The sequence below is a fragment of the Streptomyces viridosporus genome (assembly GCF_002078235.1).
In the GTDB taxonomy this organism is placed as follows: domain Bacteria; phylum Actinomycetota; class Actinomycetes; order Streptomycetales; family Streptomycetaceae; genus Streptomyces; species Streptomyces viridosporus.
On sequence record NZ_MSGP01000062.1, the window covers coordinates 1 to 15,105 of the forward strand.

Here is a 15,105-nt window from a genome sequence, read left to right on the forward strand (position 1 = left end):
GGGACCACCGGGACCACCGGGCCCTCGACGGCGGAGGCGGCTCCGCGTCCTCCCGACGTCCCCACGCCCCGCCCGTCACCGGGTCATGGCCGAGTCGTGGCGACCTTGATGCCGAAACCGATCAGAACGACACCGGTGACACGGTCCATGGTCCGCCGCACGACGGGCCTCTCGAAGAACACGCGGGCCCTGGCCAGCAACAGCACGTAGCCGCCGAGCCAGACGAGGGTGAGCACGGCGTGCAGGAGAACGAGGAGGGCCATCCCGGCGGGCGCCGCCATGCCGGAGGGCGCGAGCGTCGGCAGCAGCCCGGTGTAGAAGACAGCGACCTTCGGGTTGAAGACGTTGCTCAGGAAGCCCGTCCGCCACGGGTTTCCCTTCGGAGCGGGAGGGGCCGGCTCGGGAGTGCCGGAACGGTCACGCCGGCTGTGGAGCAGCGCCTGCACCCCGAGGAGCGCCAGATAGGCGGCGCCGACCAGCTTGACCACCGTGTAGGCGGTGGCGGACGCGGCCAGCACGGCCGCCAGCCCCACCACCGTGAGCACGCCCCAGGTGAGCAGGCCGGCGGTGATGCCGCCGACCGTGCGCAGCCCGTCCCTCCAGCCGCACGCCACGGCTCGTTTCGTCACGACGGCCATGTCCGGGCCGGGAACCATGGTCAGGACGGCGAGCACACCGGCCGCGGCGAGGAACTGCACGAACATGTGTTCATCATCTCAGTCGGCCACAGGCGCCGGACCCGTCCGCGCGGTGCTCGGCCCACGCCGGCAGGACATCGGAATGCGGGACCGACCGCTTCACCCCGGTCGATGTCAGCCGTGGACGACAAAGACCCCCGGTCCTGATCGACCGGGGGTCTTCTCGTCGGTGGGGCTAACAGGATTTGAACCTGTGGCCTCATCCTTATCAGGGATGCGCTCTAACCAACTGAGCTATAGCCCCGCCGCGCTCTGCGGTGTGTGTTCCGCGCGCTGACTCCTGAAGATTAGCGCACGACCGGGGCAGTCCCAAAATCGGTTGCCGGGGGACCGTGGGCGGAGGCCGGGAACGTGATCCGCGCCGCTCACTCGTCCTCGGCCAGCGTGAGCTCGACACCGCCCACGAAGCCCGCGGAGAGGTTGTAGATGAAGGCGCCGAGCGTCGCGAGGGCCGTCGCCAGGACGACGTCGATGACCGCGATGATCGCGGTGAACATCAGGACGTTGGGCAGCGACAGGAACGACTGGAGGTCGAAGCCGTTCGACTCGTTGGAGCCGGTCGCCTCGGAGATCGTGCCGCCGACCGTCGAGAACACGCCCATGGCGTCCATGACCATCCACAGCACGGCGGAGGCGACGATCGTGCAGATGCCGAGCGCGATGGAGAGCAGGAAGCTGACCTTCATCACCGACCACGGGTCGGCCTTCGCCACGCGCAGACGCGCCTTGCGCACGCGCGGCGTGGTGCGCGCCCCCGTGCGCGGCCGCCGCACACCGGCCGTGCCTCCCGCCGTGCCGTCCTGCGCCGGGTAGGCCTGCGGCGGGTGGTACGGCCCCGCCTGCTGCTGCGACTGCCGTTCCCCCGGCAGCGGTGAGGCCGTCTGAGCAGCAGCGCCCTGGTGCGGCGCGGCCTGCTGCGGGCCTCGGGTGTCGGTCACCGTTCCCCCCTGGGATCCCTGCGGGCCGGCCGAGGACGCGTCCTTGGCGGGCGCCTTGATCGCTTTGAGATTGGTCGTGTGCGGATCGGTCGCCCGCGCGGCGGAGCCACGGCCACCGCCGTCCGTTCCCGTACTGGTACCGGCCGATCCGGCGCCCGTGGCTCCGCTCACGTGACTCACTCCTCGTCCTACTCGGACGAGGGCGCCTCACCCTCGTCCGTGCCGGTGGCCGCGGCCCCCTCGCCGGACTCGTCCACGGCCACGTCGCCGTCGACTTCCTCCGCCTCGCGCCCCGCCTCGGCGTTACGGGCGATGCCGACCACGGCATCGCGCTTGCCCAGGTTGATCAGTTGGACGCCCATGGTGTCACGGCCCGTCTCCCTGATCTCATTGACTCGCGTACGAATCACACCACCTGACAACGTGATGGCGAGAATCTCGTCGGTCTCCTCGACCACCAGCGCGCCGACGAGGGATCCGCGGTCCTCGACGATCTTGGCGGCCTTGATGCCGAGACCGCCGCGTCCCTGGACGCGGTACTCGTCGACAGCGGTCCGCTTCGCATACCCGCCGTCTGTGGCAGTGAACACGAACGTACCGGGTCGAACAACATTCATCGAGAGCAGCTCGTCCCCTTCGCGGAAACTCATGCCCTTGACGCCCGAGGTCGCACGCCCCATGGGGCGCAGCGTGTCATCCGTCGCGGTGAACCTGATCGACTGCGCCTTCTTGCTGATCAGCAGCAGATCGTCATCGGCCGAGACGAGTTCGGCCCCGATCAGTTCGTCGTCGGTACCGTCCTCGCGCTCACGCAGGTTGATGGCGATGACGCCGCCCGAGCGCGGGGAGTCGTAGTCCTTGAGCGGAGTCTTCTTCACCAGGCCGGACTTGGTGGCCAGCACCAGGTACGGCACCGCCTCGTAGTCGCGGATCGCCCGGATCTGCGCGATCGTCTCGTCCGGCTGGAAGGCGAGCAGGTTCGCCACGTGCTGGCCGCGCGCGTCCCGGCCCGCCTCGGGCAGCTCGTAGGCCTTGGCGCGGTAGACCCGGCCCTTGTTGGTGAAGAACAGCAGCCAGTGGTGCGTGGTGGAGACGAAGAAGTGGTCGACGATGTCGTCTTCCTTCAGCTTCGTGCCGCGCACGCCCTTGCCGCCGCGCTTCTGGGCCCGGTAGTCCTCGGTCCTGGTGCGCTTGATGTAGCCGCCGCGCGTGACCGTGACGACGATGTCCTCCTCGGCGATCAGGTCCTCGATGGACATGTCGCCCTCGTAGGGGATCAGCTTGGTCTTGCGGTCGTCGCCGTACTTCTCGACCAGCGCGGCCAGTTCCTCGCTGACGATGCCCCGCTGGCGGACCGGGGAGGCGAGGATCCCGTTGTACTCGTCGATCTTCGCCTGGAGTTCGTCGTGCTCCTGGACGATCTTCTGGCGCTCCAGGGCGGCGAGCCGGCGGAGCTGCATCTCCAGGATCGCGTTGGCCTGGATGTCGTCGATCTCCAGGAGGTCCCTCAGGCCCCCGCGCGCGATCTCGACGGTGTCGCTGCGCCGGATCAGCGCGATGACCTCGTCGATGGCGTCCAGGGCCTTCAGCAGGCCGCGCAGGATGTGCGCCCGCTCCTCGGCCTTGCGCAGCCGGAAGCGCGTACGGCGGACGATGACCTCGATCTGGTGCGCCACCCAGTGCCGGATGAACGCGTCCAGGGAGAGCGTGCGCGGCACGCCGTCGACCAGCGCCAGCATGTTGGCGCCGAAGTTGGTCTGCAGGTCGGTGTGCTTGTAGAGGTTGTTCAGCACGACCTTGGCGACCGCGTCCCGCTTCAGCACGATGACCAGGCGCTGGCCGGTGCGGGAGGAGGTCTCGTCGCGGACGTCGGCGATGCCGCCGACCTTGCCATCCTTCACCAGGTCGGCGATCTTCTGCGCGAGGTTGTCCGGGTTGACCTGGTAGGGCAGCTCCGTGACCACCAGGCACTGGCGGTTCTGGATCTCCTCGACCGCGACCACCGCGCGCATGGTGATCGAGCCGCGGCCGGTCCGGTACGCCTCCTCGATGCCCTTGCGGCCGACCACCAGGGCGCCGGTCGGGAAGTCGGGGCCCTTGATGCGCTCGATCAGCGCGTCCAGCAGCTCCTCGTGCGAGGCCTCCGGGTTCTCCAGGTACCACTGGGCGCCGGCCGCGACCTCGCGCAGGTTGTGCGGCGGGATGTTGGTCGCCATGCCGACCGCGATCCCGGCCGAGCCGTTGATCAGCAGGTTCGGGAAGCGGGCCGGCAGGACGGTCGGCTCCTGGGAGCGACCGTCGTAGTTGTCCTTGAAGTCGACGGTCTCCTCGTCGATGTCGCGGACCATCTCCATCGACAGCGGCGCCATCTTGCACTCGGTGTAGCGCATGGCCGCCGCCGGGTCGTTGCCCGGCGAGCCGAAGTTGCCGTTGGAGTCGACCAGCGGCATCCGCATCGCCCACGGCTGCGCGAGGCGGACCAGGGCGTCGTAGATCGAGGAGTCGCCGTGCGGGTGGTAGTTGCCCATGACGTCGCCGACGACGCGGGCGCACTTGTAGAAGCCCCGCTCGGGGCGGTAGCCGCCGTCGTACATGGCGTACAGCACGCGGCGGTGGACGGGCTTGAGGCCGTCCCGGACGTCCGGCAGCGCACGCGAGACGATGACGGACATCGCGTAGTCGAGGTACGAGCGCTGCATCTCCGTCTCGAGCCCGACGGGCTCGACACGCATCGCGACGTCGCCGCCCTGTTCCGGGGTGACGGGAGTGTTCTCGTCGGTCATTGCTGGTGAAGGTCCTTCCTGGTGCGGTCAGCTGAGACCGACTCAGATGTCGAGGAAGCGGACGTCCTTGGCGTTGCGCTGGATGAACTGGCGGCGGGCCTCGACGTCCTCGCCCATCAGGACCGAGAACAGGTCGTCGGCCTGGGCGGCGTCGTCCAGGGTGACCTGGCCGAGCACCCGGTGCTCCTGGTCCATCGTGGTCACGCGCAGCTCCTCGGCGTTCATCTCGCCGAGGCCCTTGAAGCGCTGGACGGAGTCCTCGCGGATGCGCTTGCCGGCCTGGCGGCCCATCTCGATCAGCGCGTCGCGCTCGCGGTCGGAGTACGCGTACTCGAAGTCGTCCTTGCCCCACTTGATCTTGTAGAGCGGGGGACGGGAGAGGAACACGTGCCCGGCCTCGACCAGCGGCCGCATGAAGCGGAAGAGGAACGTCAGCAGCAGGGTGTTGATGTGCTGGCCGTCGACGTCGGCGTCCGCCATCAGGATGATCTTGTGATAGCGGAGCCTCTCGATGTCGAAGTCCTCGTGCACGCCCGTGCCGAACGCGGAGATCATCGCCTGGATCTCCTGGTTTTGCAGGATGCGGTCGATGCGCGCCTTCTCGACGTTGAGGATCTTGCCGCGGATCGGGAGGATCGCCTGGTACTCGGGGTTGCGGCCGGACTTGGCGGAGCCGCCGGCGGAGTCACCCTCGACGATGAAGATCTCGCACTTGGTGGGGTCGTTCGACTGGCAGTCGGAGAGCTTGCCCGGCAGGGACGCCGTCTCCAGCAGGCCCTTGCGTCGGGTCAGGTCGCGCGCCTTGCGGGCCGCCACCCGCGCGGTGGCCGCCGCGATGCCCTTGCGGACGATGTCCGCGGCCTCGTTGGGATTGCGGTCCAGCCAGTCGTTGAGGTGCTCGTAGACGACCTTCTGGACGAAGGTCTTCACCTCGGTGTTGCCCAGCTTGGTCTTGGTCTGGCCCTCGAACTGCGGCTCGCTCAGCTTGACCGAGATGATCGCGGTCAGCCCCTCGCGGATGTCGTCGCCCGTGAGGTTGTCGTCCTTGTCGCGCAGCAACTTCTTGTCCCGCGCGTACTTGTTGATGAGCGAGGTCAGCGCCGCGCGGAAGCCCTCTTCGTGCGTACCGCCCTCGTGGGTGTGGATGATGTTGGCGAAGGAGTACACGCCCTCGGTGTAGCCGCCGTTCCACTGCATCGCGACCTCGAGGGACAGGTGCCTGTCCTTGTCCTCGGCCTCGAGGTCGATCACGGTGGGGTGCACCGGGTCTCCCTTGCGGGAGTTGAGGTACTTCACGAAGTCGACGATGCCGCCCTCGTAGTGGTACGAGACGGCCTTGACCTCGTACTTCTCGTCCTCGCCGGCCTCGTCCGCGCCGGCGGTGGCCTTCGCCGACTCGCGCTCGTCGGTGAGGTTGATCCTGAGGCCCTTGTTGAGGAACGCCATCTCCTGGAAGCGCCGGGAGAGCGTCTCGAAGGAGTAGTCGGTGGTCTCGAAGATGTCCGGGTCGGCCCAGAAGGTGACCGACGTCCCGGTCTCCTCGGTGGCCTCGTGCTTGGCCAGGGGCGCGGTGGGGACACCCAGCTTGTAGTCCTGCGTCCAGCGGTACCCGTCGGTCTTGATCTCGACGGCGACCCGCGTCGACAGCGCGTTGACCACGGAGACACCCACGCCGTGCAGACCGCCGGAGACCGCGTAGCCGCCGCCGCCGAACTTGCCGCCCGCGTGCAGCACGGTCAGGACGACCTCGACGGCGGGCTTGCCCTCGGAGGGGACGATGCCGACCGGGATGCCGCGGCCGTTGTCGACGACGCGGATGCCGCCGTCGGCGAGGATCGTCACGTCGATCGTGTCGGCGTAGCCCGCCAGCGCCTCGTCGACGGAGTTGTCGACGACCTCCTGCACCAGGTGGTGCAGCCCTCGCTCACCGGTGGAACCGATGTACATACCGGGTCGCTTGCGGACCGCGTCCAGACCCTCGAGGACGGTGATGGCACTGGCGTCGTACGAGGCGGCGACCTCGCTGTCCACGCCGGTGTCGGTGGACGGGATGTTCTCGTTGGGGTTGCCGGAATCGGCCACGAAGCGCCCTTTCTGGCACAGCACAAGCCAGGCTCGTCGGCGGGTTGCCGGAGCGGCTGCGGCATGTTGCGTTGGTAAGCCTTGATCAGCGTTGCTCAGCTTTTCCCGGACGGTCCCCACGAGTGGGGCGGGATTGTCTTCCAGTCTACCGGTAGCACTGACATCGATGGGGGTTTGCCGGTACCTGAGTTCGCATGTGCCGCCCTCAACCGGCCTCCTCCGACTCCCGATATGCGGATGGGGGCCCCAGGACGCTCACGAGGGCACTCAGCGCTTCGAGGCGTCAACCCTTGGCTACTTTGGAGTCAGGTATCGGTCCGCCCCTTTGTGCGATCGCACGACGAAGCGGGATCCGACGGCGCGAACCCGCCCCTGAGGAGCACTTTTGTGATGTCTGTCACGCTGGGGCGGCGAGCCGGAAAACGGCCTCCGCTCACCCGTACGTGTCCCCGGGGCCCGAGCTTCCGGGGGCGCGCAGCGGGCCGTAGCGGCGGACGGGCCCCCCGGGGCCGTTGACCTTGATCAGCCTCACGGCGCCGTGGCCGAGGTCCTCGTTGAGGCGGGCCACCAGGGTCGGGGCGAGCAGCCGCAGGTTCGTCGCCCAGGCCGTGGAGTCGCAGCGCACGACCAGCACCCGCTCGTCCTCGTCGTACCGCTCCGGCTCGCAGTGCTTGGCCACGTCCTCGCCGACGATCTCGGGCCAGCGCCCCATCACCCCGCCCACCGCGGCCGGGGCCTCCCAGCCGCGCTCGGACAGCAGGCGGTTGATCGCCGCGCCGAGCGCCATGGGGTCGCGCCGGTCGGCGCGCGCGCCGGAGCGCAGGCCGCCGCGCCGGGCCTGCTTCTTCTGCTGCGCCGCGTCCCCCCGCGCGCGTGCCGCCTCCCTGGCCGCCCGCAGCGCCACGCGCGCGAGGTCGACCCCGGAGGGCTCGGGCACCTTCCCGGGCACGTCCCCGGCCGCGCGGCCGGGCGCGTCGGATTCGCTCATACGCGCTCCACCGTCCCCTCCGCCACCGCGAACCGCGTTCCCGACAGCACATGGGGGACGTCGTCGTCGACGGCCGCGGTCACCAGGACCTGCTCGCCGGGCGCGACCAGCTCGGCCAGCCGCTCCCGGCGGCGCGTGTCCAGCTCGGCGAAGACGTCGTCGAGCACCAGCACCGGCTCGTTGCCCTCGGCCCGCAGCAGGTCGTAGGAGGCCAGGCGCAATGCCAGCGCGTAGGACCAGGACTCCCCGTGGGAGGCGTAGCCCTTGGCGGGCATCCGGCCCAGCTTGAGCAGCAGGTCGTCGCGGTGCGGACCGACCAGGGTGACGCCCCGCTCGATCTCCTGCTTGCGGGCCTCGGCGAGGGCGGCCGTCAGCTGCTCGAACAGGTCCTCGCGCGTGTGGGCCTCGCCGGGTGCGGAGGGCCTGTACTCCAGGGAGAGCGGTCCGCCGCCGGGGGCGAGCCGCTCGTACGCCTTGTCGGCCAGCGGCTGGAGTGTGGTGATCAGGTCCAGTCGCTGGGCGAGGAGCTCGGCGCCCGCGCGCGCGAGGTGCTGGTCCCACACGTCGAGGGTGGACAGGTCCATGGTGCGGCCGCCGTGCCGACGGGCCAGCGCGGCCGACTTCAGCAGGGTGTTGCGCTGCTTGAGCACCCGGTCGTAGTCGGAGCGGACGCCGGCCATGCGCGGGGAGCGCGCGGTGATCAACTCGTCCAGGAAGCGGCGCCGTTCGCCGGGGTCGCCCTTGACCAGGGCGAGGTCCTCGGGGGCGAAGAGGACGGTCCGGACTATGCCGAGCACGTCACGGGGCCTGACCTGCGAGGACCGGTTGATGCGGGCGCGGTTGGCCTTGCCCGGGTTCAGCTCCAGCTCGACCAGCTGCTGCCGCTCGCCCTGCCGGACCTGGGCGCGGATGATCGCGCGGTCGGCGCCCATGCGGACCAGCGGGGCGTCGGAGGAGACGCGGTGGCTGCCCAGGGTGGCGAGATAGCCGACCGCCTCGACGAGGTTGGTCTTGCCCTGCCCGTTGGGCCCGACGAAGGCCGTGACCCCCGGGTCGAGCGGGACCTCGACCCGGGGATAGGAACGGAAGTCGGCCAGCGACAGATGCGTGACGTGCATGGGCGTTTCGCCGGCCTCCCCAGCCCTCGGGTGTTGCTTACTTCTTCTCGACCGCGTGGCCGCCGAACTGGTTGCGCAGCGCGGCGATCATCTTCATCTGCGGAGAGTCCTCCTGACGGGAGGCGAACCGCGCGAACAGCGAGGCGGTGATCGCCGGCAGCGGCACCGCGTGGTCGATGGCGGCCTCCACCGTCCAGCGTCCCTCACCGGAGTCCTGGGCATAACCCCGGAGCCGGTCCAGGTGCTCGTCCTCGTCGAGGGCGTTCACCGCGAGGTCGAGCAGCCAGGAGCGGATGACGGTGCCCTCCTGCCAGGAACGGAACACCTCCCGGACGTCGGTCACCGAATCGGCCTTCTCCAGCAGCTCCCAGCCCTCGGCGTAGGCCTGCATCATGGCGTACTCGATGCCGTTGTGGACCATCTTCGCGAAGTGGCCCGCGCCGACCTTGCCGGCGTGCACCGAACCGAAGTCCCCCTCGGGCTTGAGGGCGTCGAAGATCGGCTGCACCTTGGCGACGTCCTCCTTGTCGCCGCCGTACATCAGCGCGTAGCCGTTCTCCAGCCCCCAGACGCCGCCGGAGACACCGCAGTCGACGAAGCCGATGCCCTTGGCCGCCAGCTGCTCGGCGTGCTTCTCGTCGTCCGTCCAGCGGGAGTTGCCGCCGTCCACGACGACGTCGCCGGGCTCGAGCAGCTCGGCGAGCGCGTCGACGGTGGACTGGGTGGGCTCGCCGGCCGGGACCATCACCCACACCACACGCGGGCCCTCGAGCTTGCCCACAAGTTCTTCCAGGCTGTGGACGTCGGCGAGGTCCGGGTTGCGGTCGTATCCGAAGACGGTGTGGCCCGCGCGGCGTATCCGCTCGCGCATGTTGCCGCCCATCTTGCCGAGGCCGACGAGACCGAGCTCCATCAGTTGTGTTCCTTAGGTTGCGACGTGACGTGGCGGCACGGCCGTGCCGCGGCACTTACGTACCCGCCCAGAGCCTAAACCCGGACGCTCACGCACATCTGTGGGCATACGCGCTCATACGCACGCCCACCTGCGGTTTCCTCCACAGCCGCTTCCAGGGCCCGGCCCGGTCCGGCCGTCCGCCGGGTCGCCCGGAAGCACTGTGCACAGCTGTGGACAGCTGTGCACAGTGGGGACGGCGTCAGCCGCTGAGTCGCACCGGCATGATCAGGTACTTGTAGGCCTCGTCCGCCTCCGCGTCCACCGCGGGCCTGCCGCTGAGGAGCGCGGGCTTGGTGGACGTGGTGAACGACAGCTGGGCCACCGGGGAGTCGATGGCGCTCAGGCCGTCCAGCAGGAAGGTCGGGTTGAAGGCGATCGAGATGTCGTCGCCCTCGAGCTGGGCGTCCACCCTTTCCACAGCCTGTGCGTCGTCGCTGGAACCGGCCTCCAGGATGAGCACGCCCTGCTCGAAGCTCAGCCGCACCGGGGTGTTGCGCTCGGCCACCAGGGCCACCCGCTTGACGGCCTCCACGAAGGGGGCGGTCTCGATCACGGCGACGCTGTTGAACTCGGTCGGGAAGAGCGTGCGGTACTTCGGGAGGTCGCCCTCCAGCAGCCGCGTGGTGGTACGGCGGCCCGCGCCCTCGAAACCGATCAGGCCCTCGCCCGCACCCGACCCGGACAGCGCCAGGATCACCTGGTCGCCGCTGGTCAGCGCCTTGGCGGTGTCCAGCAGCGTCTTGGCGGGCACCAGGGCGACCGCCGAGGCGTCGGGGTTCTCCGGCTTCCACAGGAACTCGCGGACCGCGAAGCGGTAGCGGTCGGTGGAGGCCAGCGTCACGGTGTCGCCCTCGATCTCGATGCGCACACCGGTGAGGACGGGCAGCGTGTCGTCGCGGCCGGCCGCGATGGCGACCTGCTGCACGGCGGAGGCGAAGACCTCGCCGGGGACCGTGCCCGTCGCGTTCGGCATCTGGGGCAGGGCCGGGTACTCCTCCACGGGCAGGGTGTGGAGGGTGAACCGCGAGGAGCCGCACACCACCGTCGCCCGTACACCGTCTGTGGAAATCTCCACCGGCCGGTTGGGGAGGGCGCGGGAGATGTCGGCGAGCAGACGGCCGGAGACGAGGACGGTGCCCTCCTCCTCGACCTCCGCCTCGACCGAGACTCGCGCGGAGACCTCGTAGTCGAAGCTGGACAGGCTCAGCTGGCCGTCCTCGGCCTTCAGCAGCAGGCCGGCGAGGACAGGGGCCGGCGGACGGGCCGGGAGGCTGCGCGCCGCCCAGGCCACTGCCTCCGCGAGTACGTCGCGTTCCACCCGGATCTTCACTGTTGCCGCCTCCTGCTGTTGCCGGCGCTTCTCGCCCTGCCTGGCTTTCGTCGTCTGACTCGGTGTCGTCGCCCCCTGTGAGGGGAAGAGCACCGGGGACCAGTCTGACGCACCGCACTGACAGTAGGTGCCCCTCGGGGTCAAGTCACGGCGAGGGGCAGCCGGGGTCGGGACAGCGAGTTGTGCACAGGGCCCTCTTCGAAGCGAATTCCCCGCTCTCTCTGGTCGGGAGTAGTAGTAGGGCCTGTGGATACCGTGGATAACCCTGTTTCCCCAGCTCAGCCCGGTGATTTTATCCACGGACCCTGTGGGCCGGAGCGGTGGACAACCGGGGGTCTTTGTGGAGAACGGAAAGTTCTGCACACCCCGTGCACAGGGCGGGGCGAGTTCTCCCCAGAGCCGTCCCCAGCTTTGGCAGTCTTTCCCACAGGCCCCTGCGGTACCTCGATGTGACGCCTTTCACTCGATGCGGTGAGGACGCACGTCGTGTTGCCGAACAGTGGACAGGCGTGTGGAGAAAGCGGTGATCGTTGGGGACAACGGGCTCCGATCTGTGGGTCACCGGTGGACAGCCCGGTGCACAGGCTGTGGACCGCCGCTCTGTCCACAGCCTGTGGAGATCGTTGATCCACGAATCCACAGCGGGCTGACCTGGTTCGATGGCGCCTCGGCCGGGGGAGCTGTGGACAGAGTCGGGATAACTTCGCGGTCCCCAGGATGTGGACGGGAAAAAGTCACCGAATCTGTGGAGGACGGCCGTAACCCGGCTGCGTAATCGAACAGTGGACGGCGGACCGGTTGCCGGCAGACAGCGGGCCGGTCGTCGGTTTTCGGTCGTCGGCTGTCGGCTGTCGGCTGTCGGCTGTCGGCTGTTGGCTGTCGGCCGGCCTCCGTCCGTCTCGTCGGCGGACGGCAGAAGGGCGTCCCCGGAGGTGTTCCGGGGACGCCCTCGGGTGTCCGTGCGGCGGCGCTCAGCCGGCCTTGATGCGGTTGGTGAGCTCGGTGACCTGGTTGTAGATGGAGCGCCGCTCGGCCATCAGGTTGCGGATCTTCCGGTCGGCGTGCATCACCGTGGTGTGGTCGCGTCCGCCGAACAGCGCGCCGATCTTCGGCAGGGACAGGTCCGTCAGCTCCCGGCACAGGTACATGGCGATCTGCCGGGCGGTCACCAGCGCGCGCCCGCGCGAGGTGCCGCACAGGTCCTCGACCGTGAGCCCGAAGTAGTCGGCGGTCGCGCTCATGATGGCCGTCGAGGTGATCTCCGGAGCCGAGTCGTCGCCCCCCGGGATCAGGTCCTTCAGGACGATCTCGGTCAGCCCGAGGTCCACCGGCTGCCGGTTGAGCGAGGCGAACGCCGTCACCCGGATCAGCGCGCCCTCCAGCTCGCGGATGTTCCGCGAGATCCGGGAGGCGATGAACTCCAGCACCTCCGGTGGGGCGTTCAGCTGCTCCTGCACCGCCTTCTTGCGCAGGATCGCGATGCGCGTCTCCAGCTCCGGCGGCTGGACGTCGGTGATCAGGCCCCACTCGAAACGGTTCCGCAGCCGGTCCTCCAGCGTCACCAGCTGCTTGGGCGGCCGGTCGCTGGAGAGCACGATCTGCTTGTTGGCGTTGTGGAGCGTGTTGAAGGTGTGGAAGAACTCCTCCTGCGTCGACTCCTTGTCCGCCAGGAACTGGATGTCGTCGACGAGCAGGATGTCCATCTCGCGGTAGCGCTTGCGGAAGCTGTCGCCCTTGCCGTCGCGGATGGAGTTGATGAACTCGTTGGTGAACTCCTCCGAGCTCACGTACCGCACGCGCGTGCCCGGGTAGAGGCTCCGCGCGTAGTGCCCGATCGCGTGCAGCAGGTGGGTCTTGCCGAGCCCCGACTCCCCGTAGATGAAGAGCGGGTTGTACGCCTTCGCCGGGGCCTCCGCGACGGCGACCGCGGCCGCGTGGGCGAAACGGTTGGACGCGCCGATGACGAACGTGTCGAACAGGTACTTCGGGTTCAGCCGCGCGGTCGGCTCACCGGGACCGGTCGCCGGCGCGGGCTGCGCGGCCAGCGGGCCGGGCGCCCCGGTGGTGGGCAGGTTCGGTCCGACGGGGCCGCCGCGGTGGACGTGCCCGGAGCCGGGGGGTGGTTCCGGCAGCTCGCGGCGCACGGCGTCGCGCTGGTCGTAGTCACCGCGCTCGTAGTCCCCGCGTGGCTCGTAGTCCCCGCGTGACGTGTCGTAGTCGGAGCGCTGCTGGTCGTAGGCCGGGCGCTCCATCGGCTGCGGACGGTAGTCCGGCGGGGGCGGGCCGCCGTAGGCGTCCTGCGGGCCGTAGGCGTCCTGCGGCGGTGGCGAGGCGTACGGGTCCCGCTCCGGGAAGCCGAGGCGCTGCTGCTGCCAGCCGTAGTCGTCCTGCGCCGGCCGCGGCCAGGAGCCCGGCTCCGGGCGCTGGTACTCGGAGGGGTAGGCGGGACGGGCGGTGGGGAGCTGGTCGCCCGAGGGGCCCGGCTGCTGGTCGACGCGGCGGCGGCCGTACCCGTCGTAACCGTCGTATCCCTCGTACGACTCGTACGGCTCGCGTTCCGGCCGGTCCTGCCGCTCGGGGCGGTCCGGGCGGACGGTGGGGAGTTCCGGTTCCTCGTAGCGCGGCTGCGGACGGGGCGCCGGCGGGGCGGGGGGTTCACCCGCGGTGTCGTCGACGGTGATCGCGATCCGGATCGGACGACCGCACTCGCGGCTCAGGCTCTCGCTGACGATGGGGGCGAGGCGGCCCTCGAGCACGCCCTTCGCGAACTCGTTCGGAACGGCGAGCAGGGCGGTGTCGGCGACCAGCGCGAGCGGCTGACAGCGCCGGATCCAGTGCTCGTCCTTGCTCTCGACCCCCTGCCCGTGGCCCTCGCCGAGGAGTTGCTCCAGTACGCGTGGCCACACTGCGGCAAGATCGGCAGGTACGTCAGCCACAGGGCACGCTCTCTCACAGGCCCCTCGAACGTGTGATGCGAGGGACGGGTCGGGATGTAAATCGGGTGGTGGAGGGTCAAGGGAACGAATCGGAGTCCAGCCAAGGTAGTCAGGGCGACCGGTACGGTTCAAGTTGTTGTCCCCAGGCTGTGGACAAGTGTCTCCCGGTGACCACTGGTTTGACCGAATGGCGCGGCCGCGCGTACCGTAACGAGGTCGAGTTGTCGATGGCTGCTGCCGCCTGCCTCCGATGGGCACAGATCGCTCAAGGCGATCGGTCAGCGGTGCACTCGGGCGTAACGCGAGCTTCTCGTGGGCGCACGGTGACAGCCAGGACGGCACCCCGCAAACCCCGATTTCTTCTGGAGCCCCCGAGTGAGCAAGCGCACCTTCCAGCCGAACAACCGTCGTCGCGCGAAGACCCACGGCTTCCGGCTGCGTATGCGCACCCGTGCCGGCCGCGCGATCCTCGCGTCCCGCCGCAGCAAGGGTCGCGCCCGTCTGTCCGCCTGATCCCGGTCAGGTCATGACATCGTGCTGCCCACCGAGAACCGGCTGAGGCGGCGCGAGGATTTCGCGACCGCGGTACGACGGGGGCGCCGGGCCGGGCGCCAGCACCTCGTCGTCCATCTTCGTAGCGGTGCCACGGACCCGCATGCGCCTGGGGAGAGCGCTCCCCCGTCGCGTGCGGGTTTCGTCGTGAGCAAGGCTGTGGGGGGCGCGGTGGTGCGCAACAAGGTGAAGCGCAGGCTTCGCCATCTGATGCGCGAGCGAGTCGACCAATTGCCCCCCGGTAGCCTGGTAGTCGTACGAGCGCTGCCCCCGGCGGGCGACGCCGACCACGCACAGCTGGCCCAGGACCTGGATGCCGCCCTGCAGCGGCTGCTGGGAGGGGGCGCGCGATGAAGTATCCGCTGCTGGCTCTGATCAAGATCTACCAGTGGACGATCAGTCCACTGCTGGGGCCGGTGTGCAAGTACTACCCGTCGTGTTCCCACTACGGCTACACGGCCATCGACCGGCACGGTGCCATCAAGGGCACGGCACTCACGGCCTGGCGCATCCTGCGGTGCAACCCGTGGTCGCTGGGTGGTGTGGACCATGTTCCGCCGCGCAAGCGCCCGCGGTGGCACGAAATGCTGCGTGACGCCTGGCGTGCACGCAGGGGCGGGCCCTCCGCCGCCGAACCGGCCACCGAAGGACAGACTCCTCCCACCAGTCCGACGAGTCCTTCGAGCCCGGCCGCAGAGACCCCGTCCCATGCCCAAGGAGCATGA

12 protein-coding genes and 1 tRNA gene are annotated in these 15,105 nt (G+C 69.5%); 3 read left to right on the forward strand and 10 right to left on the reverse strand.

Annotation, left to right across the window (positions count from 1 at the left end; genetic code table 11):
- Positions 1–83: 83 nt before the first annotated feature.
- The 10 genes from B7L92_RS04400 to dnaA form a co-directional block, all read right to left on the reverse strand.
- Positions 84–704 carry a LysE family translocator gene (locus tag B7L92_RS04400; protein WP_081236170.1) on the reverse strand — a complete coding sequence of 207 codons (621 nt, stop codon included), beginning with the start codon at positions 702–704 and terminating at the stop codon, positions 84–86.
- A 164-nt stretch (positions 705–868) separates the two neighbouring features.
- Positions 869–942, reverse strand: a tRNA-Ile gene (locus tag B7L92_RS04405).
- A 121-nt stretch (positions 943–1,063) separates the two neighbouring features.
- On the reverse strand, positions 1,064–1,807 hold the full coding sequence (locus B7L92_RS04410; protein WP_174703928.1) for a DUF3566 domain-containing protein: 744 nt from the start codon (positions 1,805–1,807) through the stop codon (positions 1,064–1,066).
- Between the two features lie 17 nt (positions 1,808–1,824).
- Positions 1,825–4,419 carry a DNA gyrase subunit A gene (gene gyrA, locus B7L92_RS04415; protein WP_081236171.1) on the reverse strand — a complete coding sequence of 865 codons (2,595 nt, stop codon included), beginning with the start codon at positions 4,417–4,419 and terminating at the stop codon, positions 1,825–1,827.
- Positions 4,420–4,461: 42 nt separating this feature from the next.
- Entirely contained in the window at positions 4,462–6,501 is a 2,040-nt protein-coding gene (gene gyrB, locus B7L92_RS04420) for a DNA topoisomerase (ATP-hydrolyzing) subunit B (RefSeq protein ID WP_174703929.1), read from the reverse strand.
- Between the two features lie 433 nt (positions 6,502–6,934).
- A complete protein-coding gene (locus B7L92_RS04425) occupies positions 6,935–7,489 on the reverse strand; it encodes a DciA family protein (protein ID WP_081236173.1) in 555 nt (184 codons plus the stop codon).
- Positions 7,486–8,607: a DNA replication/repair protein RecF gene (gene recF, locus B7L92_RS04430; RefSeq protein ID WP_081236174.1), complete on the reverse strand. Its 1,122-nt coding sequence runs from the start codon at positions 8,605–8,607 to the stop codon at positions 7,486–7,488. The genes B7L92_RS04425 and recF overlap by 4 nt, the downstream gene beginning before the upstream one ends.
- Before the next feature lie 37 nt (positions 8,608–8,644).
- Positions 8,645–9,520, reverse strand: coding sequence for a phosphogluconate dehydrogenase (NAD(+)-dependent, decarboxylating) (gnd, locus tag B7L92_RS04435; protein WP_081236175.1), 876 nt, complete (start codon positions 9,518–9,520; stop codon positions 8,645–8,647).
- Positions 9,521–9,761: 241 nt separating this feature from the next.
- The gene (dnaN, locus tag B7L92_RS04440) at positions 9,762–10,892 is read right to left on the reverse strand and encodes a DNA polymerase III subunit beta (RefSeq protein ID WP_081236176.1); all 1,131 of its coding nucleotides are present in this window, start codon (positions 10,890–10,892) and stop codon (positions 9,762–9,764) included.
- Between the two features lie 971 nt (positions 10,893–11,863).
- Complete coding sequence (dnaA, locus tag B7L92_RS04450; protein ID WP_081236178.1) at positions 11,864–13,828, reverse strand: chromosomal replication initiator protein DnaA; 1,965 nt, start codon at positions 13,826–13,828, stop codon at positions 11,864–11,866.
- Between the two features lie 375 nt (positions 13,829–14,203).
- On the opposite strand from dnaA, the gene rpmH reads away from it, so the two are divergent.
- Genes rpmH through yidD form a run of 3 tightly spaced genes read left to right on the forward strand, consistent with a single transcriptional unit; the run spans position 14,204 to position 15,105 of the window.
- Positions 14,204–14,341 carry a 50S ribosomal protein L34 gene (rpmH, locus tag B7L92_RS04460; protein ID WP_003956500.1) on the forward strand — a complete coding sequence of 46 codons (138 nt, stop codon included), beginning with the start codon at positions 14,204–14,206 and terminating at the stop codon, positions 14,339–14,341.
- A gap of 21 nt (positions 14,342–14,362) precedes the next feature.
- Positions 14,363–14,734, forward strand: coding sequence for a ribonuclease P protein component (gene rnpA / locus B7L92_RS04465; RefSeq protein ID WP_004985924.1), 372 nt, complete (start codon positions 14,363–14,365; stop codon positions 14,732–14,734).
- Entirely contained in the window at positions 14,731–15,105 is a 375-nt protein-coding gene (gene yidD, locus B7L92_RS04470; RefSeq protein WP_004985926.1) for a membrane protein insertion efficiency factor YidD, read from the forward strand. The genes rnpA and yidD overlap by 4 nt, the downstream gene beginning before the upstream one ends.

Coding starts and splice junctions, on each gene's coding strand:
- gnd (WP_081236175.1), bottom strand. CDS start 9,520: ATGGAGCTCGGTCTCGTCGGCCTCGGCAAGATGGGCGGCAACATGCGC.
- yidD (WP_004985926.1), top strand. CDS start 14,731: ATGAAGTATCCGCTGCTGGCTCTGATCAAGATCTACCAGTGGACGATC.
- B7L92_RS04400 (WP_081236170.1), bottom strand. CDS start 704: ATGTTCGTGCAGTTCCTCGCCGCGGCCGGTGTGCTCGCCGTCCTGACC.
- B7L92_RS04425 (WP_081236173.1), bottom strand. CDS start 7,489: ATGAGCGAATCCGACGCGCCCGGCCGCGCGGCCGGGGACGTGCCCGGG.
- recF (WP_081236174.1), bottom strand. CDS start 8,607: ATGCACGTCACGCATCTGTCGCTGGCCGACTTCCGTTCCTATCCCCGG.
- gyrA (WP_081236171.1), bottom strand. CDS start 4,419: ATGACCGACGAGAACACTCCCGTCACCCCGGAACAGGGCGGCGACGTC.